At 39.1% G+C, this 22124-nt stretch carries 18 protein-coding genes, 1 pseudogene and 1 riboswitch; of the genes and pseudogenes, 1 reads left to right on the top strand and 18 read right to left on the bottom strand.

Annotated elements, in window-relative coordinates:
* Window position 1: 1 nt before the first annotated feature.
* The 16 genes and pseudogenes from RYX56_RS15645 to RYX56_RS15570 form a co-directional block, all read right to left on the bottom strand.
* Window positions 2-1399, bottom strand: a complete 1398-nt coding sequence (locus RYX56_RS15645; RefSeq protein ID WP_317122987.1) for a Glu/Leu/Phe/Val family dehydrogenase — start codon at window positions 1397-1399, stop codon at window positions 2-4.
* A gap of 122 nt (window positions 1400-1521) precedes the next feature.
* The gene (thiT, locus tag RYX56_RS15640) at window positions 1522-2076 is read right to left on the bottom strand and encodes an energy-coupled thiamine transporter ThiT (RefSeq protein WP_047973100.1); all 555 of its coding nucleotides are present in this window, start codon (window positions 2074-2076) and stop codon (window positions 1522-1524) included.
* 63 nt (window positions 2077-2139) lie between these two features.
* Window positions 2140-2243: riboswitch (TPP riboswitch) on the bottom strand.
* Window positions 2244-2273: 30 nt separating this feature from the next.
* Entirely contained in the window at window positions 2274-2912 is a 639-nt protein-coding gene (locus RYX56_RS15635; RefSeq protein WP_317122986.1) for an amidase family protein, read from the bottom strand.
* Window positions 2913-2946: 34 nt separating this feature from the next.
* Window positions 2947-3528: an amidase family protein gene (locus tag RYX56_RS15630; RefSeq protein WP_317122985.1), complete on the bottom strand. Its 582-nt coding sequence runs from the start codon at window positions 3526-3528 to the stop codon at window positions 2947-2949.
* Window positions 3529-3645: 117 nt separating this feature from the next.
* Complete coding sequence (locus RYX56_RS15625; protein ID WP_317122984.1) at window positions 3646-5499, bottom strand: PTS fructose transporter subunit IIABC; 1854 nt, start codon at window positions 5497-5499, stop codon at window positions 3646-3648.
* Window positions 5486-6424 (bottom strand): 1-phosphofructokinase, encoded by a 939-nt coding sequence (pfkB, locus tag RYX56_RS15620; RefSeq protein WP_317122983.1) that lies wholly within the window; start codon window positions 6422-6424, stop codon window positions 5486-5488. Before pfkB ends, RYX56_RS15625 begins: the two co-directional genes overlap by 14 nt.
* The gene (locus tag RYX56_RS15615) at window positions 6421-7176 is read right to left on the bottom strand and encodes a DeoR/GlpR family DNA-binding transcription regulator (protein ID WP_317122982.1); all 756 of its coding nucleotides are present in this window, start codon (window positions 7174-7176) and stop codon (window positions 6421-6423) included. Before RYX56_RS15615 ends, pfkB begins: the two co-directional genes overlap by 4 nt.
* A 107-nt stretch (window positions 7177-7283) precedes the next feature.
* Window positions 7284-7643, bottom strand: a pseudogene (locus tag RYX56_RS15610) (diguanylate cyclase); the annotation flags it as partial.
* 111 nt (window positions 7644-7754) lie between these two features.
* Window positions 7755-9638: an ABC-F family ATP-binding cassette domain-containing protein gene (locus RYX56_RS15605; protein WP_317122981.1), complete on the bottom strand. Its 1884-nt coding sequence runs from the start codon at window positions 9636-9638 to the stop codon at window positions 7755-7757.
* A gap of 127 nt (window positions 9639-9765) precedes the next feature.
* A complete protein-coding gene (locus tag RYX56_RS15600) occupies window positions 9766-10848 on the bottom strand; it encodes a nitric oxide synthase oxygenase (RefSeq protein WP_317123074.1) in 1083 nt (360 codons plus the stop codon).
* Window positions 10849-10959: 111 nt separating this feature from the next.
* Window positions 10960-11442, bottom strand: a complete 483-nt coding sequence (locus RYX56_RS15595) for a glutathione peroxidase (protein WP_317122980.1) — start codon at window positions 11440-11442, stop codon at window positions 10960-10962.
* Window positions 11443-11557: 115 nt separating this feature from the next.
* Complete coding sequence (treR, locus tag RYX56_RS15590; protein WP_317122979.1) at window positions 11558-12274, bottom strand: trehalose operon repressor; 717 nt, start codon at window positions 12272-12274, stop codon at window positions 11558-11560.
* Window positions 12275-12297: 23 nt separating this feature from the next.
* A complete protein-coding gene (gene treC / locus RYX56_RS15585; RefSeq protein ID WP_317122978.1) occupies window positions 12298-13977 on the bottom strand; it encodes an alpha,alpha-phosphotrehalase in 1680 nt (559 codons plus the stop codon).
* Between the two features lie 162 nt (window positions 13978-14139).
* Window positions 14140-15552, bottom strand: a complete 1413-nt coding sequence (gene treP, locus RYX56_RS15580; RefSeq protein ID WP_317122977.1) for a PTS system trehalose-specific EIIBC component — start codon at window positions 15550-15552, stop codon at window positions 14140-14142.
* A 264-nt stretch (window positions 15553-15816) separates the two neighbouring features.
* Window positions 15817-17136 (bottom strand): polysaccharide biosynthesis protein, encoded by a 1320-nt coding sequence (locus tag RYX56_RS15575; protein ID WP_317122976.1) that lies wholly within the window; start codon window positions 17134-17136, stop codon window positions 15817-15819.
* A gap of 108 nt (window positions 17137-17244) precedes the next feature.
* Window positions 17245-18669, bottom strand: a complete 1425-nt coding sequence (locus tag RYX56_RS15570) for an alanine/glycine:cation symporter family protein (protein WP_317122975.1) — start codon at window positions 18667-18669, stop codon at window positions 17245-17247.
* 279 nt (window positions 18670-18948) lie between these two features.
* On the opposite strand from RYX56_RS15570, the gene RYX56_RS15565 reads away from it, so the two are divergent.
* Window positions 18949-19848, top strand: coding sequence for an EamA family transporter (locus RYX56_RS15565; RefSeq protein ID WP_317122974.1), 900 nt, complete (start codon window positions 18949-18951; stop codon window positions 19846-19848).
* Between the two features lie 15 nt (window positions 19849-19863).
* Here RYX56_RS15565 and RYX56_RS15560 read toward each other — a convergent pair whose 3' ends face one another.
* Together RYX56_RS15560 and glpK are read right to left on the bottom strand one after the other, a co-directional pair.
* Complete coding sequence (locus RYX56_RS15560) at window positions 19864-20424, bottom strand: glycerol-3-phosphate responsive antiterminator (protein WP_317122973.1); 561 nt, start codon at window positions 20422-20424, stop codon at window positions 19864-19866.
* 191 nt (window positions 20425-20615) lie between these two features.
* Entirely contained in the window at window positions 20616-22124 is a 1509-nt protein-coding gene (glpK, locus tag RYX56_RS15555; protein WP_317122972.1) for a glycerol kinase GlpK, read from the bottom strand.

The following is a 22124-nucleotide window of genomic DNA, read 5'->3' as shown; positions in this document are numbered from 1 at the left end:
TTTAAAACAACTTCCCGTGACGGTACAATAGCCCCGTAAGTCGTTCTAATGATAAGGTAAAACACGTATTTCTCATCGTTTGATCTACTGATGAAAAGTACGTATCATACACATTTTTGAGCGTTTCAATCATTTGTTTCGACATGTCTGCGATAATTTCTTCCTCTGTGAACAGCTCAGTCACTCGACTTTGCTTCCACTCTAAGTAGGAAACAATAACTCCACCAGCATTAGCTAATATATCTGGAATCACAACCGTTCCTTTACGCTCAAAATAATCATCCGCCTCAAGAGAGATTGGCGCATTGGCACCTTCTACTAACACACCCGCTTTAACCTCTTCCATATTGTCCTGGTGAATTTGATCTTCAATCGCTGCTAGAATTAAGACATCCGTATCAACCGTCAATACATCGGTAACAGGCTTTATTTCCGCTTCTACACCTGCTTGCTTTAATTGTTCACTATTTGAAGGGAGATCGCGTCCCTTCTTTGTATAGTCAACCAATTTCTCTATATCAAGACCCTCACTGTGGTACAAAGTTGTAAACCGATCTGATACAGCTACTACTTTGTGTTGGTATTTGGAATATGTGTAAGCCTCTAGTGCTGCTACACCACCCACATTACCAAAGCCTTGAACGGCCACTCGGATTGGCTTCCCATTCTCTGTTTGCTCTCTTAATGACTTCAATGTCTCCCATTGTTTATGGCGGTTAATATCGTTCCCATTCGCATGCAAACCTGCCCATTCATCAAGTAACCAAGAGTAGCTTAGAAAGGTTCCTCTACCTGTTGCTTCTCTTCTTCCACGCGCTCCACCATTTTCTACACTTTTTCCTGTAAATGAACCTAGATACTGCTCACCTGGATGAATCGTTTTAAATTCTCCGACCATCCAGTCAACAATCTTTTCATTCGTCCCTAAGTCAGGAGCTGGAATATCATGATTTGGACCGATATCACGTGAGAAGCGTTGCACATATTTCTTACTAATGAGGTTTAACTCTTTTTCTGTAAACTTTCTAGGATCAACATGCACCCCACCTTTAGCTCCTCCATAAGGAAGACGGTGTAAGGCATTTTTTAGGGTCATTAGAATCGCTAAATTCTCCACTTCTGCCTCATTTACAAACTCGCTAAACCGGATCCCACCTTTATAGAATCCGCTAATATTATTATGCTGTACCCGGTAAGCTGGAATCCGTACAATCCCATCTTTTTCAGTAGAGACACGTATGTAGCTTTTGATCACTTTATCAGTGGTCTTTAAGATCTCTTTTGCTGAGCCACACACAAACCTCCTTTTCTCATCATCCTCAATTCCTAAAAAGTCACTTCTTTCAGCTAAGCCACTCATTACCGATTCAATTAAAGCTTGTGTTTCTGTACGTTTCAATTGATCCCCTCCTAATGAACATTCTCCATTACTTATTCCCTATTTTACCGTTTGAAAACCCTTACTTATCAAACAAAGCCCCCTAACAACCTAGGAGGCTTTTGCATCTGCATATAGAATATTTAGGTTAAAGATCTTGTTTTAAAAAACTGTGGATACGATTTAGCCAAGAACAAAAGTAAAGCCATTGTAATCAGCATTTCAGGCACTAAATAAGATAAGTTATAAAAGAGTGAATAAATAGCTGGGTTCATACCCTCAGGAGCGTATTGGCCAAACCAGATTACCCCTGATGAAAAATGACTTAAAAATCTCAAAGAAGTTGCAAGCAATAAACCGACAACAATAACACTTGCTTTTGGAGCCAGTTGACCTTTTTTAGCAGCAAAGATTCCAGCCACTCCAAGGACCATATAAGCAAGTGGGTAATCAAGGACTAGCTGCACAATGTGAACGATCGTAGGACCTGTTACTAACCCTAGCAACCCAACTAATAGACCCGTCAAGATTCCCACCTTAAAACCACGGCGAAACGCAATTAAAAAGATTGGTACCATAACTAAAGAGATGGATCCTCCCATCGCCCATAACGCCCCAAATTTCACAAAACTTAAGACAAGTGCAAGACCTGCCATCACTGCTACTTCAATCATAATCGTTAAACGTTCACGATCCATCAAAAAATCCCCTTTCGTTCCACGAAGGGGATGTCATGTACACATAAGAGATCAAACGAGTTTTGATGTGCCACACCACTTCCCTACGCTAGTTCAAGCTAGATCAGGTTATAAGAGTTGAGGTTATCCTCTCTCAGTCAGCTACACTGACACCCCTAGTGGAAATCATTCATTTATACGTATAGTTTACCATAAACCTATTCTTTAATCGATAGTCGGGCTAAAAGAAAAGGTGGTCTCCTTGCTTTTGTCGCTTGTTCATATGCCTCAGCTATTTCTATAAGGAGAGGTTCACCCCAAGCTTTTGCTGTGAATGTGATCCCAACAGGCTCTCCTGCTTCTGTATAACCTGCAGGCACCGTTAGTGAAGGATAACCAGCTTTAGCTGGAATAGCAGCGCCAAGATTATTAGGGAAAACAAGAGCATCAAGCTCGTGATCTGTTAGCACGACATCAATTCCTGCTCTTTTCGAATAATAGTCATCCTCATATAAGGCGTTAAGATAATCCGTTTCAGTTAAGGAACCCGAGGTTAGCTCCGATAGCTCAAGCAAAGATTGCCCATAAGCTAAAGCCGTTTCTTTGTTTTCACGATTCCACATAATAATTTCTTTTAACGTCCTGTTAGCTACAGAAGCCTCAAGTCTAGCTAAGTATGCGTTTAAATTAGCTTTAAATTCATGAGTGAGAACATCATAGCTCCACTCACGAGAGGATGAAGGTATGCTTACATGATCAATAACCTTTGCCCCTGCCTCCTCTAGTTGTTTTAATGCCTTCTCATACAGTACTTTTTTATCTTGATCTAACGCATCCATTATTTTAGAGTCACGCACAACCCCTATTCGTTTCCCGACTAAACTATTCTGGCTAGCCGCTCAAAATAGATCCAGAGGTTTCTGTGCCTACAGCCACCACAGCAAGGTTGCTTGCAATAGCTGCTCCTGAACCCGAACTCGATCCACCTACATCAAATTTACCTGGACCATATGGGTTGTTGGTTTGGCCTCCCCTTGCGCTATACCCACTAGGCATTCCTTCACTAGACATGAAAAAAGCCCATTCTGACATATTGGTTTTTCCTAAGATAACCACACCTGCATCTCGTAATTTTTGTACAAGAAAAGCATCCTTCTTCGCATAAGAATACTTAAGGACGAGTGTTCCAGCACTTGTATGCATCTTATCACCTGTATCAATATTGTCCTTTAGAAGAATAGGTATTCCATGCAGGATACTTCTAGCCCCAACTCGTTCACGCTCTACATCTAGGGAAGCTGCAATATGAACAGCCTCGGGATTTATTTCAAGAACAGATGATAACGACTGATCATAAGTGGCAATTCGTTTTAAATAATGCAGCGTAAGTTCTCTGGATGTTACTTCTTTTTTATTCATTTTTTCTTGAAGATCTTCTATCGTCGCTTCCAAACAGTCTGTTATGCCCTTCATTTACTAATCCCCTTATTATCTTGACCTGTATAGATAAGTATATAGAAAAGTCAGACATATCAACAACTGTTTTAAAATAAAACAAAGACCAAAGCTTTTCACTTTGGTCTTGCTTTTTTATAGTACTTTTTTCTTTAACATCCCTAACATTAGCGCGGTTATCACAGAACCGATCAAGATTGCTAAACCGTAAAGTAAGAACCCACCTTCTACTAATGGAATAACAAAAACTCCGCCGTGTGGTGCTCTAAGTCCAATGCCAAATAATGCGGTAAGAGCACCTGCTACTGCTGATCCTGTTATAACAGCCGGAATCACTCGACCCGGATCTGAAGCTGCAAATGGAATCGCTCCTTCTGTAATGAAAGAAGCTCCTAACACATAATTGGTTTTTCCTGCTTCTCGTTCTTGTTTTGTAAATTTTTGCTTAAAGAAAGTCGTTGCTAACGCAATCCCTAATGGAGGAACCATCCCCCCTGCCATAACAGTTGCATGAGGTCCAAAATTACCAGCATCAATCATCGCAATACCAAACGTGAAGGCAGCTTTGTTGATCGGACCACCCATGTCAATCGCCATCATTCCGCCAAGGATCAATCCTAATATCACCATATTCGTCGTGCCCATTCCACCAAGCCAATTTTCAAGACCGTTATTAAAAGCAGAGAGTGGCGTGACAAGGATAAGCATAATCATACCTGTTAAGAAAATGTTTAATACAGGATAGAACAAAATAGTTTTTATTCCTTCCAAGAAAGCCGGTAAACCTTCTAGTACACGTTTCACTAAAAGAGCAATATAACCTGCTAGGAAACCGGCAATTAACCCTCCCAGGAACCCAGCTTCACCATTCAAAGCAATCAATCCACCAACCATACCCGCTGCAAAGCCTGGACGATCAGCAATACTCATCGCAATAAAGGCAGAAAGCACTGGTACCATAAGGAAGAAAGCATTTCCTCCTCCAATTTCACTTAACATTTGGGCAAATTGGTTATCGGAATCAATACCAAACATAAATGAAATCGCAATTAAGATACCACCCCCAACAACAAACGGGAGCATGTTTGATACACCATTCATTAAATGCTTATAAAATCCACTTCTCTTTTGGGCTTCACCACTACTCTTTTGTGTAGAAGAGCCTCCACTAGATTGATAGATTGGAGCATTGCCAGCTAAGCCTTCTTCAATTAATTGTTTAGGTCTTCTAATTCCATCTGTGACCCCAACTTGTATGACTGGCTTACCATCAAATCGATCCATCTCAATTTTTGTATCTGCTGCAATAATAATTGTTTTTGCCTGTGTAATTTCTTGATCTGTTAAGCGATTTTTCACTCCACTAGATCCGTTCGTTTCAACCTTAATCGAAACACCTTGCTTACGAGCTTCTTCTTTAAGGGCATCTGCAGCCATGTACGTATGTGCAATACCGGTAGGACACCCTGTAACAGCCAGTAGGTCAATCTCATGATTACTAGATGTATCTTGTACCTCTTCTTCCCCTTCTTCTTCAATTTCCTTATCGTCAATCGCTTTTAAGATTTCTTCTTCTGTAGACGCTTGCAGAAGCGACTGACGAAAACTTTCGTCCATTAAATAAGTTGAGAGCCTTGATAATGTCTCTAAGTGCTCATTATTTGCCCCTTCCGAAGCTGCTATCATAAAGAATAGATAACTCGGTTGGCCATCTAACGCTTCATAATCCACACCTTTTTTCGAACGACCAAAAGCGATAGCAGGCGTAAGTACTGCAGACGTTTTCGCATGAGGAATCGCTATCCCTTCCCCAATCCCTGTTGTGCTCTGATCTTCACGAGCTTGAATCGCTTTTTTGTATTCGCTAGCATCTTTTAATCTACCAGCAACATCTAAACAACGAACCAACTCATCAATAGCCGATTCCTTCTCAGTCGCGCTCATATCAAGCACGATTGTCTCTCTCTTTAATAAATCAGAGATTCTCATCTACATTCACCTCTTCCCATTTTTTCACATCAATCGTTTGACTAAATTCCTCTACTTCTTTTCGTTCACAAAAACTCTTTGAAAAGGCTGTTGCACTCCCTGCCGCTACCGAAAAAGAAAGTGCTTCTCGATCCGTCTTACCCTCTTGCATAGCAGCGATAAAACCAGCTACCGTCGAGTCACCGGCCCCAACTGAATTTTGAACGATGCCACGAGGAGGTGTCGCAAAATACATCTCTTCTTTTGTCGCAAGAAAAGCTCCTTCGCCTGCAAATGATACAAGTACATAGTCAATCCCTTTTCCCACCAAGTCCTTTGCATATGGAATAGCTTGTTGTACTTCTTTTATGTCAACACCGTACATCTCCCCTAGTTCATGATGATTCGGTTTGATGAAAGATGGCCTTGCTTGAATCGCTTTATCCAATGGCTCTCCACTTGTGTCCAAACAAACAAATGCACCTTGCTTTCTAGCGATTGAAATCATATCTTGATATAGGCATACAGAAAGAGTGGTCGGGACACTCCCTGCTAATACCAAAACATCTCCTTCAGTTAACTTCTTCAATTGAGACTCTAATTGTTGAAGTTGTTCCTTGCTGATTTCTGGAGACGTTCCATTTAATTCGGTTTCCTCTTCGCTGTGCACTTTTACATTGATTCGTGAATCTCCGTTTACTTTAATAAAGTTTGTTTGGATTGCTTCATCATGTAGCGCATCTTCAATAAATCTTCCTGTAAATCCGCCTACAAACCCTAAAGCTTCGCTTGAATATCCTAGCCTTTTTAATACCCTCGAAACATTAATCCCTTTTCCACCAGGTGCTTTGCGTTCTCCTATAGAACGGTTAACTTGCCCTAGCGTTAGTTCGTCAATTTCGAGAAAATAGTCTACAGCGGGGTTTAGTGTTACCGTATAGATCATGCAGGTGTCACCTCGACTTTCGTAGTACGAAGAAGCTGCTCGATCATATCTTCTTCTACTTGATTACTCGTAATAATGGTTACTTCGTTTAAATCTGCAAATTTGGAAAACGAAACTTCTCCAAACTTTGTATGATCTGCTAATACATAGCTTTGTGAAGATCGTTTGATAGCTAGCTCCTTAATAAATGCTTCTTCAGGATCTGGCGTCGTACACCCATCTTGAATACTAATTCCATTTGCACCAATAATCGCTTTATCGAAACGGTATCCCTCTAAAGATTGAATAGCTCCTCTTCCTACGAAGGCCCTGGTTCCTTTTTTTACATAACCCCCGACAACATGGGTCTCAATTTCAGCCTCGAGTAACTCGCTAATATTCGTTAACCCATTTGTAACAACAACGATATTCTTTCCTTTAAGGAATGGAATCAATTCAACAGTACTCGTACCTGCATCTAAAAACAGACAATCTCCTTCTTCAATAAGTTCAGCCGCTTTTTGAGCGATTAAACGTTTTTCATGACGGTTTTTGACGGTTTTTTCTGCAATGGTTGGTTCTACTAATTTTTTTTGGAATAAAGTCGCCCCACCATGTATGCGCTTTAATTTATTTGATTGCTCTAACTCCTTTAAATCTCTTCTAATCGTTGACTCCGAAGCACCTGTTTCATCAACTATTTCTTGCATCTTTATGGTTTGCTGCTCCTTAAGCATGGATAAGATCAGCTCTTGACGTTCAAATGTCAGCATCTTTAAACACCTCTAGCTTTCTTTATTACTATGAGTATACATTCAAAAACATTCATATTCAATCAAAAACATTCAATAATATCAAAAAAAGTAACGTCTATACCTCCTTAGACGTTACTTTGATACATCAATACTTGGTTTCTTCCATTTCTTTTCGCTTGATACATCGCTTTATCTGCCCAATAAAAAAATACTTCATTGCTCAGAGAAGTGTGATCTTCCTTTACCGCTACTCCTACACTGACCGTAACAACATGATCTACCGGTGAGTTTTCATGAGGTATGTTTAATTTGTAGACCGTCTCTTTTATTTTCTCAGCCAATCTAATGCTTTCCTCTTTAGTCGCATCGCTCTTTAGGACTGCAAATTCTTCACCACCATAACGCGCAAGAAATGCATCATCTTTTATGACTACTTCTTGGACGGCGGTTGCTACTTGTCTCAAGCAGTCATCTCCTTGTTGATGGCCGTAGGTATCTCACTAAAAATCCTACTCTATTATCGGTAACTTATTACTATATTGTATCGTACTTATACAATTTAGCGAGGGTTTTGTACAATATTTATCTAACTTTTTTTAACCTTTCATTTCTTCAATCATAATCGATAACTCTTCCCAACGTTCCATTAACGCCTCAAGCTCGCTCTCTAACTTCACTTTCTCCGCCATCAAATCACTAATCTTTCCGTAATCACTTCCAGCGCCGCTTATCGATTTTTCTAATTCTTCTTTTTTCATTTCTAGCTTTTCAATTTTTTCTTCAATCCCGTCCCATTCCTTTTGTTCATGGTAAGATAGCTTTCGTTTAGTTTTTTCAGCTTTTCGATCGTCTACCTTTTCAACGTTCTTCTCACTAGAATTGACTTGAAGCATGGATTGTAAATAATCACTGTAATGTCCTTGAAAACGTTCAATCGCTCCATCACCTCTGAACACTAATAAGTGATCAACAACTCGATCAAGAAAATACCGGTCATGGGATACCGTTACCACCACTCCAGGAAATTGATCTAAATAATCTTCAAGCACAGATAACGTTTGAGTATCTAAGTCATTGGTAGGCTCATCTAGAAATAATACATTTGGTTCGCCCATCAGCACCTTAAGTAAATACAACCGACGCTTTTCTCCTCCTGATAAGCGTCTTACATAGGTATACTGCATCGACCTAGGAAATAAAAACCGCTCAAGCATTTGTTCAGCGGTAATGACCTCTTTATCAACCGTATGAACAATCTCTGCTATTTCCTTAATGTAATCGATCACCCGTAAGTTCCCATCAATTTCTTCATCTTCTTGAGTATAATAACCAATTTTGACGGTTTCACCGACAATGACCTCTCCATTGCTAGGAGTTTCTCTACCAGCAAGAAGCTCTAATAAAGTCGTTTTACCACTTCCATTTGGACCAACAATTCCAAGGCGTTCTCCTTTAACAATCAAATAATCGAGGTTTGTTATTAATTGTTTATTCCCAAACTGTTTTGTTAAACCTTTAACTTCAAGTACTTGCTTTCCTAACCTAGTAGAACCAATCGCAAAGTCAAATTCTCGGTTAATAAATTCTGGGTTATCTTCTTTTAATTCGTCCACACGCTGTATTCTCGCTTTTTGCTTTGTTGTACGCGCTTTTGCTCCACGATGAAGCCAAGCTAACTCTCTTCTCAATAAATTTTGACGCTTACGTTCTTGTGATAATTCCTGTTCTTCGCGTTCTGCTTTTAACGAGAGGTATTGCTCATAATTCCCTTCATATTGATTGAGGGTTCCTCGATCAAGTTCAATCATTTTATTCGTCACCCTTGTAAGAAAATAACGATCATGCGTAATCACGACAAAGGCTCCACGATATTGAGCCAAAAATCCTTCAAGCCATTCAATCGTATTATGATCAAGATGGTTTGTAGGCTCATCTAGCAATAAGAGATCAGCTGGCTGAATCAGTGCCTTTGCAATGGCTACACGCTTCTTCTGTCCACCTGATAGAGTGTCGACTGAGGCTGTATAGTCACTTACTCCTAGCTTCATTAAAATGGTTTTTGCTGTTGTATTGGCTTCCCACGCATCTAATTCATCCATTTTTTGTTGAAGCTTCATAAGAGAATCAAGTTTTTTCGCATTCGCAGGGTCCTTCTCTAGCGCTAATACCATTTCCTCATAAGCTCGCATCGTTTTCATAATCAAGGAGTCACCATAATAAATTTGTTCTAAAACGGTTAGCCCCGCTTCAAGCTCTGGCTGTTGTGGGAGGTACTCTACCTGAAAGTCATTAGCATGAATTAATTCTCCTTGATCCATACCCTCAATCCCTGCAAGAACTTTTAACAGAGTAGATTTCCCAGTTCCGTTAATCCCAATTAATCCTATTCTCTCTTTCTCTCCAATAGTAAATGAAAGATCATTGAAAAGCGTTTTTTCACCGTACGTTTTCGTTAAATGTTCTACTTGTAAAATACTCATATTCGTCCGCCCTTTACTGTTCGTCTTCTCTACCAATTCATTGTATCGCAACGTTCTTCAACATGCACCTTCACCCTCCATAAAAAAACATACACTCTTATTGTTCTTTCAATAAGAGTGTATGTTTTTAATCATACGGTAGGTCTTGATAGAAGTAGTTTGGAGTCAAAACTTTATCTTCATAATCTTTATGAAAAATATGAGTGGTCGCTGGTGAAACTGGCGGGATCAACCAAGACCATGTCCCTGTTACAGATCTTCCTGCTTCATGCTCCTTCTCTTCAAAATGCTTAAACTGTTTAGCCGCTGTGTGATGATCAACGATGCTCACACCTGCATCTTTGAAGGAGTAAAGCACCGCACGATTTAATTCAACTAAAGCCTCATCACGCCACAGATAGGCTTCCTTCCGACAATCAAGTCCTAAAAGTTCTGCCACTTTAGGAAGCATATGGTACCTACTCTCATCGGCAAAATTTCTTGCTCCAATCTCTGTCCCCATATACCATCCATTAAATGGTGCGGCAACATAATCAATGCCCCCAACTTCAAGCCTCATGTCAGCAATAAACGGAACCCCGTACCACTTAAGCTTTAAGTCACTAAACGAATTAATTGTAGGATGAGTAATCGCAACTTCTACAATACACTCTTTTGGAATGTCAAACCATTTTGGCTCTTTATGATCACATTGGATAACAAGAGGCAATATATCAAAAGGGGTCTCCTTACCCTGCCAACCAAGCTCCTGACATTTTTTCGTAAAAGCAATCGAAGCGGGATCTCCAATGATACCCTTTTCATTTTCATAGCCTGCATAGCGAATTAATTGATGATTCCAAATTCTTACGGGCACCTTCTTGTTATATACAGGCTTAAATACGGTGATCGTAGGGATAATCTTCCCTGCGTTTGTCGCATATTTCAAATGATAATATAGCGCCTCTGCTACTTGATCCTCCGTTGTAGCTTCGCGTTCATCAAGTACATGCATCGACTCCCAAAACAAGCGACCAATGCAGCGATTACTATTTCGCCAAGCCATTTTTGCTCCGTGTCGTAATTCTTCTGTTGTATGTGTATAGGTGCCTGTTTCTTTCATTTCCCGACTAACTTCTTGAAGTCTACTTTCTAGCTCCATAGGCGAATAACCGAGCTCTTTGTAACATTCGCTTAAAAATATTGAAGCTTTACTTAGTATTGCGTTCATCTCACTCACCACTCCACCACCTACCTACACCGTTCTACTTATCATGTCTATTTTACCGACAAAAAAGCTACCTGGAACAAAAAAATGTTTCCAAATAGCTACTTTTTGTAATTATTTATCAAGCAATTGCTTAATATCTTCTTCCATTTTTTCTGGAGGCGTATTAGGACCAAATCGCTTCACAACATTCCCTTTTTGATCAACAAGAAACTTCGTGAAATTCCATTTGATCTCTGAGCTTAGAAGTCCTTTTTGTTCTTTTTTTAAATGCTTGTATAGGGGATGTGCATTTGACCCATTTACATTTATTTTTGCAAACAAAGGAAAGGTCACACCAAAATTCACATTGCACGCTTCAGTCATTTGGTCATCATTGACTGGTTCTTGATTCATGAATTGATTACAAGGAAAACCGAGAACCGATAAGCCTCTATCTTTGTATTCTTGATGAAGTTTCTCAAGACCTTCGAATTGCGGAGCTAATCCGCACTTTGTGGCCGTATTAACAATGACCATTACATCGCCTTCATACTTCGATAAAGCTACTTCTTCACCTTTTGAGGTTTGCACAGAAAAGTCATGAACACTTGTCATTTCTACTTCCTCCTTTAGATCCTGCTATTTACATTCATTATACAAAACCCAAACGTAACATCCTAACAAAACAACTTAAAGAGAGCCCAATCATAATTGATTAGGCTCTCTTCTCTTACCTCACTCGTCTGGCAAAGTCTACAAAACGAAATTTATCTGGTCTATGTCTTGATTCAGTATATTGAAAAAGTCGTGCATCATCTAAATAAACATGACTTTTAACGACCACAATTGTTGAATAGCCTTCTAAATCTAATAATTTCAGGTCTTCTTCTGTCGGCTCTTCTACAGTAATTTCCTTTTTCGCAAAACTCACAACCAGCCCGAGCTCTTTCTCCAAGTACGCATAAATGGACTGTTCACACACTTCTTTTGTTAAAGAAGGGACAATCTCAGCACGTAAGAAGTCTTTATCAAGAATGATTTTTTCTTGATCGATCTCGCGCACACGTACTACAGACCATACTTCTTCACTTTCTTGCGTTTGAAGATGTTCTTTTAAGAATTCATTAATGCGTTGACGCTCTATGGATACTACCGTCGTTCTTGCGCGTTTCCCCATTTTATCCGCTAGTTCCTTAAAGCTAACTAGCCCCGAGATCGGAAAATCAATTTTACTTATATCAAGCACAATCGACCCTTTCCCTTGAACTTTTTGAATGTACCCATGTTCTGAGAGTAGCTTTAACGCTTTACGGATTGTTTCACGAGAAGCTTGATACGTCTCTGCAAGTTCATTCTCAGAAGGAAGAAGGTCATTGGCTTTTCTATTTCCTTTTTGGATCTCTTGGGCTAATTCATCATAAATTAATCGGAATTTACTTTTCGTCATTATTTACCACCCATCGTAGTTTATCATGAATTTTTAATTTGATAAACGAGTGATTCATAAGGGCGTAGCGTTTTAAGTTCGGGTAATTCAGCTGAATCTGTGTAGTTCGATACTAAAAGCTTCGACTGTGCAAATTCACCTAGAACTTGCTCAAGATCAATTGACGCTTCTTGTCCATAGAAGTTATTAACAACGACTAATTGTTCATCTTGATAAGTACGTACATAAGCAAAGATTTGATCATCATTCTCTAAAATTAAGTTGTAATCACCATAAGTGAGCACCTCGTATTCTTTACGTAACTCAATTAACTTTTTGTAATGATAGAAGATGGAGGTTGGATCGGCTACGGCATTCTCGGCGTTAATTTGCTTGTAATTCTCACTTACATCAATCCACGGTGTTCCCGCTGTAAAGCCAGCATGCTCACTAGTATTCCATTGAACAGGTGTTCTTGAGTTATCACGAGATTTACGCTCGATGATCGCCATAATTTCACTTTCAGCTATCCCTTTTTCTTTCATGATCTCGTAATAGTTAAGGGTCTCGACATCACGGTACTGATCGATAGACTTAAACTTCGGGTCAGTCATTCCAAACTCTTCACCTTGATAAATATAAGGAGTCCCTTGCATCATGTGCACAGTTGTCGCAAGCATTTTTGCAGATTCTTTATGAAATTCTTGATCATTTCCATAACGAGTAACGACACGGGGCTGGTCATGGTTGCACCAAAATAACGCGTTCCAACCTCCACCTTTATTCATTTCAACTTGCCACTTTGTAAGGATTTGCTTTAAGGCTTTGAAGTCAAAATCAGCGAGTGCCCACTTTTCTCCGTTCGGATAATCAACTTTTAAGTGATGGAAATTAAACGTCATACTGAGTTCGTTACGCTTTGGATTTGAATATTTAATACAGTGATCAATTGAAGTTGATGACATTTCTCCAACCGTCATACTATCGTATTTTGATAAAACTTCACGATTCATTTCCTGTAAATATTCATGAACAAGCGGTCCGTCTGTGTAAAATTTCCGTCCGTCTCCCGGTGCAACAGAACCGTCATCATTAGGGAATGATTGATTTTTGGAAATCAAGTTGATTACGTCTAACCTAAAGCCATCAATTCCTTTATCAAACCAAAAATGCATCATCTCGTAGACATGTTGACGTAGCTCTTCGTTTTCCCAATTCAGATCAGCTTGGCTCACATCAAATAAGTGTAAGTAGTATTGCTCGGTTTTCTCATCCCACTTCCAAGCATTCCCTCCAAACTTAGATTGCCAGTTAGTCGGCTCACCCCCGTCTACTGCATCTTTCCAAATATAAAAATCACGATACTTATTGTCTTTTGATTGCTTAGATTCCTTAAACCAACCATGCTCAGTCGAAGTGTGATTCACGACTAGATCCATAATTAGTTTCATTCCACGCTTATGCGTTTCTGCTAGTAAACGGTCAAAGTCTTCCATTGTACCGTATTCATGGTGAATCGAATAATAATCACTAATATCATACCCGTTATCCTTTTGAGGGGATGCATACACCGGCGTTAACCAAAGTACATCTACTCCTAGATGCTTTAAGTAATCGAGCTTTTCAATGATCCCTTGTAGATCACCTACTCCATTTCCTGTTGTATCATTAAAGCTCTTTGGATAAATTTGATATACGACTGACTTTCTCCACCATTCATTCATGTGTTGTCACCTTCCTTATCACATTTAAAACTTGACTTGTATATACAAGTTAAGTTTACCTTTTTTCCTATTAAAAAACAAGAAAGCCATTCATACTCAGCCTTTATTCACTTATGAATAAGCTGACCTACAAATGGCTTCAATCATTACTTCCAATTATCCTTAAAGATTAGGCTTACGTACTTTCGCATATAGATACGTTAGGACGATTGGTACTACAAATGCAATAACCATACCGATAGAGAACACTAACCATTTTCCGCCTTCAATCGAGAAGACCGCTGGCAAGCCACCTACACCAATTGCAGGAGCTGTTACAGCATTAATGGTAATCCACACAGCTGCAATCGCTGAACCGATAATCGCACAAATAAATGGGAAACGATAGCGTAGGTTAACCCCGAACATAGCCGGTTCAGTAATCCCAAGATAAGCTGAAACAGCAGATGTAAACGATAAACCTTTTACTTTGTCATCTCGTAAAACGAAGTACATAGCAAGAGCTGCAGAACCTTGAGCAATATTTGATAGCGCAACAATCGGCCACAAGAATGTTCCACCGGTGCTTCCAATTAATTGTAAATCAACTGCAAGGAATGTGTGGTGCATACCTGTAATAACAAGAGGCGCATAAATAGCCCCGTATAATAAACCACCAACAGCAGCAAAGTTATCAAAAATACCTACAAATACATCTGTAATTCCATTACCAATAGCAAATGTGATAGGACCGATAACGATGAAAGATAAGAAACCAGTTACAAGCAACGCGATAGGAGCAACGACTAATAATTGGAATCCATCTGGAATACGTTTTTTAAGAAATACTTCAATTTTAGCAAGTACAAACGATGCAAATAAAATCGGAAGAACTTGTCCTTGATAACCTACTTGAGCGATATCAAATCCAAATAAGTTCCAATAAGGTATTTCTCCAGCTTCTAAGGCCTCTCCGTATGCCCAAGCATTTAGCAAGTCTGGATGAACGAGCATTAAACCAAGTACTACCCCGAGTAATTCATTTCCACCAAACCGCTTCACTGCGGACCAACCAATTAATGCTGGCAAGAAGACAAAGGCGGTGTTCGCAATTAAATGAATGATATTAGCAAAATCTGCCCATTGTGGAAACATCTCAACAAGTGATTCACTTCCAAAAATACCAGGGGCCGTTAAAATATTATTAACCCCCATTAATAAACCAGCTGTTACAATCGCAGGTAAAATCGGGATAAAGACATCCGCTAATACTTTAATTGCACGTTGTAAGGGATTTAAGTTTTTCGATGCTGCATTTTTAGTATCTTCTTTAGAAGACTGTGAAATACCAGCTAAATCACTCAATTCCTTAAAGATCTTATCAACCAGTCCTTGTCCGATAATCACCTGGAACTGGCCGTTCGTTGCAAATGAACCTTTAACAACATCAATATTTTCAAGCTTTTCTTTATCTACTTTCCCCTCGTCATGTAGGGCAAAACGTAGACGTGTTACACAATGAGTAGCTGATGCAATATTTTCTTCGCCACCAATGGCTTCGAGTATTTGCTTAGCAGCTTCTTTATTAGCACTCATTTCTCTTCCCCCTCTGTTAGCGTTTTCATTTCGAATATAAAAGATGAGGCTGATTGATATTATTCATATAGTTTCCCAATATCTTCGGGTAAATATGTGTCATTCTCACACCTTGTATATACATGTCGTGATTACGTTTTCATTTTATCTTGTATATACAAATTCGTCAATTGTTTTTTCGACAATTTTTTTACCTTTTTTCATTTCTCTTTACCCTAAAAATAAAAAAGATGAACACGGTTGCTCATCTTTTTCAATCAATCATCATGGTCTTTCTTTACGCAAACCAATGGTTAACCCAATTTTTTTAGTAATTGTCATATAATGCATGAGAGTAAGCAATACTGCACCGAGATTCATCCCAATAATAATTCCCCCCATGCCAAATTCCGGTCTTGAACCTAGCACAAACATGAGAATGAAGGATAATGTGGTCGCCCATACCGCATGCCAAAATGCATCTTTCACAAGGCCAAGGCCTATTAAATAAGCCTGCATTGGCATCACGAAATAGTGAAATAAGAAATAAGGCACTAACAATTGTAAATAACCTGCTGCAGGAGATTCCTCAAAAAACAAATTTGTAAGGGGTTCAGCATAAAAATAAAAAACATAAACAGCTGGAATCCCATATGCAAAGGTTGTGAGCATCACTCTTCTTAATAATTTTTGAAGGCGCTCTAGATCTCCTTTAGCGTAAGCTTCAGAAACAGCTGGAATTAAGACAATTAATAAAGAATGGGCAATAAAAGCAGGAAAGAAGCCAATCGTAAAAGCAACCCCTGCTAGTTTTCCGTATTGAATCATCGCCATCGTATCGATCATTCCAGCTCTGACTAGCGCCTCTTTAATTAGAAACGGCTTGATTGCAAATGATGCTGCATGAAAGATTCTAAGACCGGTTGTCGGTAAAGATATTTTCAGTAAGGCTTTTCTCACTTTTGGCCCATCAAGCTTTGCTTGTGGGTGTTTTTTCAATTCATTCATTTGTAAATAAAAAGCAATCATTAAGTACGTTAGCACGATCATTTCTGTTGCTATTAAGGTACATAATGAAATAAAAATAGCTGTAGGAGTGTCAAAAGAGAAAAATGAAAAAACAAGTACTAGGAGTATAAGCTGACCTGCACGTCGCAAAAAATTTGCAATCGCAATTTTTCGCATAACTTGAGCTCCCATAAAGTATCCTCTCGCAACAGAAGAGAAGGCTATTATCGGAATTAAAATGATAAATAGAAATGGAGTAGCAGGATGATAGCGATCAAATACCGGAATAACTGGTAAAATAACGAACGAAATGGCACTAAAGATGATTGTGCACCCCGCTGCAAATCGTAAGGCGTGAATAATCATACTTCGATGAAAAATAGCTTCCTTTTCCGCTACAAATTTAGAAATCGATATTGGCAACTCCAAACTTGCAATCACTACGACAAATAACACAGTAGGCAAGATGGACATATATAAACCAAGTCCTTCTTCACCTAATTCTCTTGCTAAGACGATGTTTATTAAAAATTCAAGACATTCACCTACAAATGCGACGATAATGAGTAAGATCGCACCTTTTACAAACGTATTCATACAAGCCCCACTCCCTCACCTTTTATATATGAGACAAGTTGAGAGATTATGGGTGGTTTTTAAAATGAAAAACACCTATCAAAAATTGATAGGTGTCATCCATGTGATTTATTGACGTTCCTTTTCTGCTTGCTCATCCCAACATTCTGTATTTTTTAATCCAGTTATGTTTTTAGCATAGAAGACAGGATTTTTGCCGGCTTTTCGTTGAGCTGTATAATCTTTTAGAACATCAAGTGCAATCTTACCGATTAGGAAGATTACCACTAAGTTTAATACAGCCATTAAGCCCATAAATAAATCAGCCATATTCCATACTAAAATAATTTCAGCAACTGAACCAAATAACACCATTAATAATACTGCTACTCGGTACACCATTTTCCATGAAGAGCTTTCACGAATGAATTCAATATTTGTTTCACCATAATAATAGTTCCCGATGATCGAGCTAAAGGCAAATAGTAAGATAGCAATGGCTACAAAACTTGGTGCCCATGAACCAATATGTTGGCTTAATGCATTTTGAGTTAACACAATCCCGTTTGATTCGCCAGTTTGGTAAACATCTGTTAAAAGAATCATAAAAGCAGTGGCAGAACAGATAATCATTGTATCGACGAATACACCTAATGATTGTACTAACCCCTGTTTTGCTGGGTGACTTACATTGGCAGTCGCTGCAGCATTCGGGACACTACCCATACCAGCTTCATTCGAGAATAATCCGCGACGTACACCTTGCATAATCGCAGCCCCAATTCCCCCACCAATGACTTCATTTAACCCAAAAGCATTAGAGACGATTAAACTAAACACAGCTGGAATTTGCGTGAAGTTCGTTAACACAATAAAGAAAGCAATAACTAAATAGATAATGGCCATCACTGGTACGACAATCTGTGTAACGCTTGCAATTCGCTTAACGCCACCAAAGATAACTACCCCCGCAATAGCCGCTACAATAACTCCAATGATAAGACGATCAACATTAAATGCGTTTTCAAAAGCTAATGTGATGGTATTTGCTTGAACCGCGTTAAAGATTAATCCAAAACAAAGTGTAATTAAAATAGCAAAAGCAATGCCTAAACCTCGCTTATTTAAAGCCTTCTCCATATAATAGGCAGGTCCACCACGGAACTGATCACCATCACGCACTTTATATACTTGAGCTAAAGTACTTTCAATAAATGCTGTTGCCATACCGATGAGAGCTATCACCCACATCCAAAATACAGCCCCTGGACCTCCAAGAGCGATCGCAATGGCAACCCCTGCCAAGTTCCCTGTTCCAACACGGGAAGCTGTACTGATGGTGAAAGCTTGGAATGCAGATATTCCTTTCTCTCCATCCTTTTTCTCACCGATAACACGGAACATTTCTCCAAATAATCGTACTTGTACAAAATTCGTACGAACCGTGAAGTAGACGCCCAATCCTAGCAATAAAGCGATTAACACATACGTCCACAGTAGGTTATTCCCACTGTCAACGACCCAATTTAATCCATTCAAAATGCTTTCAGTCAATCTGCTCACCTCAATTTTTTAATATCTACTTAATTATAACAAGCTAATAGAAAAACATTATTTTTCTGAAAATTTCAAATATAATTACATGATCTTGACAACAGCTTGTCCCCCCTTCTAAAATAAAGGTATCATATATTCAAATCAAAACCTATGCCTATAGGAGTGGATTTTTCTAAGAGGTTTTTCTCTTATTTTCGCCACACAGCTACTTGTTGTAGCTGTGTGGTTTTTTGTTTGTTTAGGCTACTCATTGTAATAAGAAAGGAGCTTTCCTCGATGAAATTATGGATCTATCCATTACTTGTTTTTATCGGTGGTTGTTGTCTTGGCATTTTATCTACCTTTGTAAAGCTTGCTTATAGTGCTGGTTATACCCTCAGTGTTGTGACATTGAGTCAATTTATATTTGGTATCGTTTTCCTTTGGATTATTTTCCTCTTTTCACCTAAAACCAAACTACCTTTCAAAAAAATAATGTTGATGTTCATAGCCGGTGTACCGATGGCCCTTACAGGCTTATTTTATTATCAGGCACTACAAACATTAGACGCATCTCTTGCTATTATCTTTCTTTTCCAATTTGTTTGGGTTGGTTCATTACTTGAATGGGTGCTAGAGGGAAAACGACCAAGCAGACTAAAGCTACTATCCATCGCTATTTTATTGTTTGGGTCGTTACTCGCAGCAGGAATGTTTACACATGGAGATACTTCTTTTACCTGGAATGGCGCTTTCTGGGGGTTTCTTTCTTCGATTACGTTTTCTTTATTTGTTTATTTAAGCGGAACGGTTGGCGTATCTCTTCCGCCTATTCAACGGAGTACGTTATTTGCAACAGGCAGTTTAATCTTGGTCCTGTTTGTATTTCCACCATCAACTTTGCTTCACGCAACTTTATCAGCTGATATTTTATTTTTCGGGTTTATGTTAGGTTTATTTGGAGTTGCCTTGCCACCTTTATTATTTTCAATTGGCATGCCCCATATCGGATCAGGCCTGGGGACGATCTTAACCTCTGCCGAACTCCCAGTAGCTGTATTCATGTCCTTTATCGTTCTTGGTGAAGCAGTCACTTTTATTCAATGGGTGGGAGTAATAATTATCTTAGCAGGCATTTTAGTAGGAAATAAAGAAAAATCAATAAGCCACCAATCTGAAAAGAAGGCTGCAAGTTAAAACTTGCAGCCTTCTTTAGTTCATCGAGTTGAATTTCCATAAGTCTTCTCTAGATGTTGTAATTGCCCGAGCTCCTGCATCAAATGCACGCATCACATCTTCTTCCGTCTCAATTAAGCCTCCTGTAATCACTTCAGTCTTCGTATCTTTACGAACTTTCTCAATGTATTGAGGGATGACTCCAGGTAATACCTCAATAAAATCCGGCTCAATTTGTTCGACTAATTTATAGCTAGTTTCAAGTGCAATCGTATCTAAGAGAAATAAACGTTGAATAGCCATTACATTATTCTTCTTCGCTGTTCTTAGCACATCTCCTCGTGTTGAGATGAGACCAGCAGGCTTGACTTGTTGACATAGAAACTCTGTTGAATATTTGTCATTTCGTAAACCTTGGATCATGTCTGCATGAAGAATCACTTTCTTTCCAGCTTTCCGTACATGACTCATAACCGCTCCAAGTTGGGCGATATGAAGATCTAGCATAACCATATATTCATCGTTATTTGAAATCACCTTCTCAAAATCCTTCATCCTCTTAATAGCAGGTAAAACCTTTTGCCCATTAAAATCCATCTTAATCACCCTCACTATGACATGTTTGATAATTGTAGCACGAAACTCCTAAGATAAAAAAAAGAGACTACAACTAGACTTGACTGACTCATCAATCAAAAAAGTTGTAGCCCTCTCCTCATAGACTATTTATTAACTTACACCAAGTATAGCAAGTCTCTTTGTGAACGTAAATGATTGCAAGTGGGTAATTAAGACTTAGAGTTTGGTTTAAAACCCATCGTTGACTTAACAGCCTGCTTCCAACCCTCATATAATGGCGTGCGTGTCGCCTCATCCATCTGCACTTCAAAAGAACGATCCATTCTCCAATTTGTTGCAATCTCTTGTTTATCTCCCCAAAACCCTACAGCAAGCCCCGCAAGGTAAGCTGCGCCAAGAGCAGTCGTTTCATTTACAACAGGACGCTCAACAGGAACGTTTAAAATATCACTTTGGAACTGCATTAAGAAATTATTCTTAACAGCTCCACCATCTGTGCGAAGTTTTCTTAGTCGAATCTCAGAATCAGCCTCCATCGCTTGCAAGACATCCTTTGTCTGATAAGCTAGCGATTCAAGAGTCGCACGAATAAAGTGCTCTTTTGTTGTACCTCTTGATAAACCAAATACCGCTCCACGGGCTTCACTATCCCAATAAGGAGTGCCAAGTCCAACAAATGCCGGCACCATGTACACACCCTCTGTAGAATCGACTTTAGCCGCATAGCCTTCAGTATCAGCTGCTTGATTGACCATACGCATTCCATCTCGTAGCCATTGAATCGCTGAACCAGCAACAAAAATACTTCCTTCAAGCGCATATTCTACTTTCCCATCAATTCCCCAAGCAATCGTTGTTAATAGGCCACTCTCTGATTTGACTGCTTTTTCTCCCGTATTCATTAACATGAAACAGCCTGTACCATACGTATTTTTTGCCATTCCTTTTTCAAAGCATGCTTGCCCAAATAAAGCAGCTTGTTGATCACCAGCAGCACCAGCAATCGGTACTTGTTCACCAAAGAAATGGTACCCTTTCGTTTCTGCATACACTTCAGAAGAAGAACGAACCTCAGGTAACATGGATTTTGGAATATCTAAGATTTCAAGTAATTCATCATCCCACTTTAAATCATAAATGTTATACATCAATGTTCTAGAAGCATTTGTATAATCCGTAACATGAGCTGCTCCACCACTTAATTTCCAAATGAGCCATGTATCAATCGTCCCGAATAATAAATCTCCCGCTTCAGCTCGCTCACGTGCTCCTTCTACGTGATCAAGTAACCATTTCACCTTAGTCCCGGAGAAATAAGCATCAATGAGTAAGCCTGTTTTATTTCGGAATAAGTCATTATAACCATTTCCCTTTAACTCAGTACATATATCAGCTGTTTGACGAGACTGCCATACGACTGCTTTGTGGATTGGCTTACCTGTATGCTTATCCCAAACCACAGTCGTTTCACGTTGATTCGTAATACCAATCGCAGCAATTTGACTGGGTTTTATATCTGACTCTGATAAGACACTAGCAATAACAGATAAAACAGACCCCCATATTTCATTTGCATCATGTTCTACCCAACCAGGCTTTGGGAAATATTGTGTAAATTCTTTTTGAGCAGAATGAACAATCTCTCCGTTACCATCAAATAAAATAGCACGCGAGCTTGTTGTTCCTTGATCAAGTGATAGAATGTATGTTTTTTCCAT

The organism is Alkalihalophilus lindianensis (assembly GCF_032843265.1).
In the GTDB taxonomy this organism is placed as follows: Bacteria; Bacillota; Bacilli; order Bacillales; family Bacillaceae_D; genus Alkalihalophilus; species Alkalihalophilus lindianensis.
This window is presented reverse-complemented; position numbering and strand designations above follow the sequence as displayed.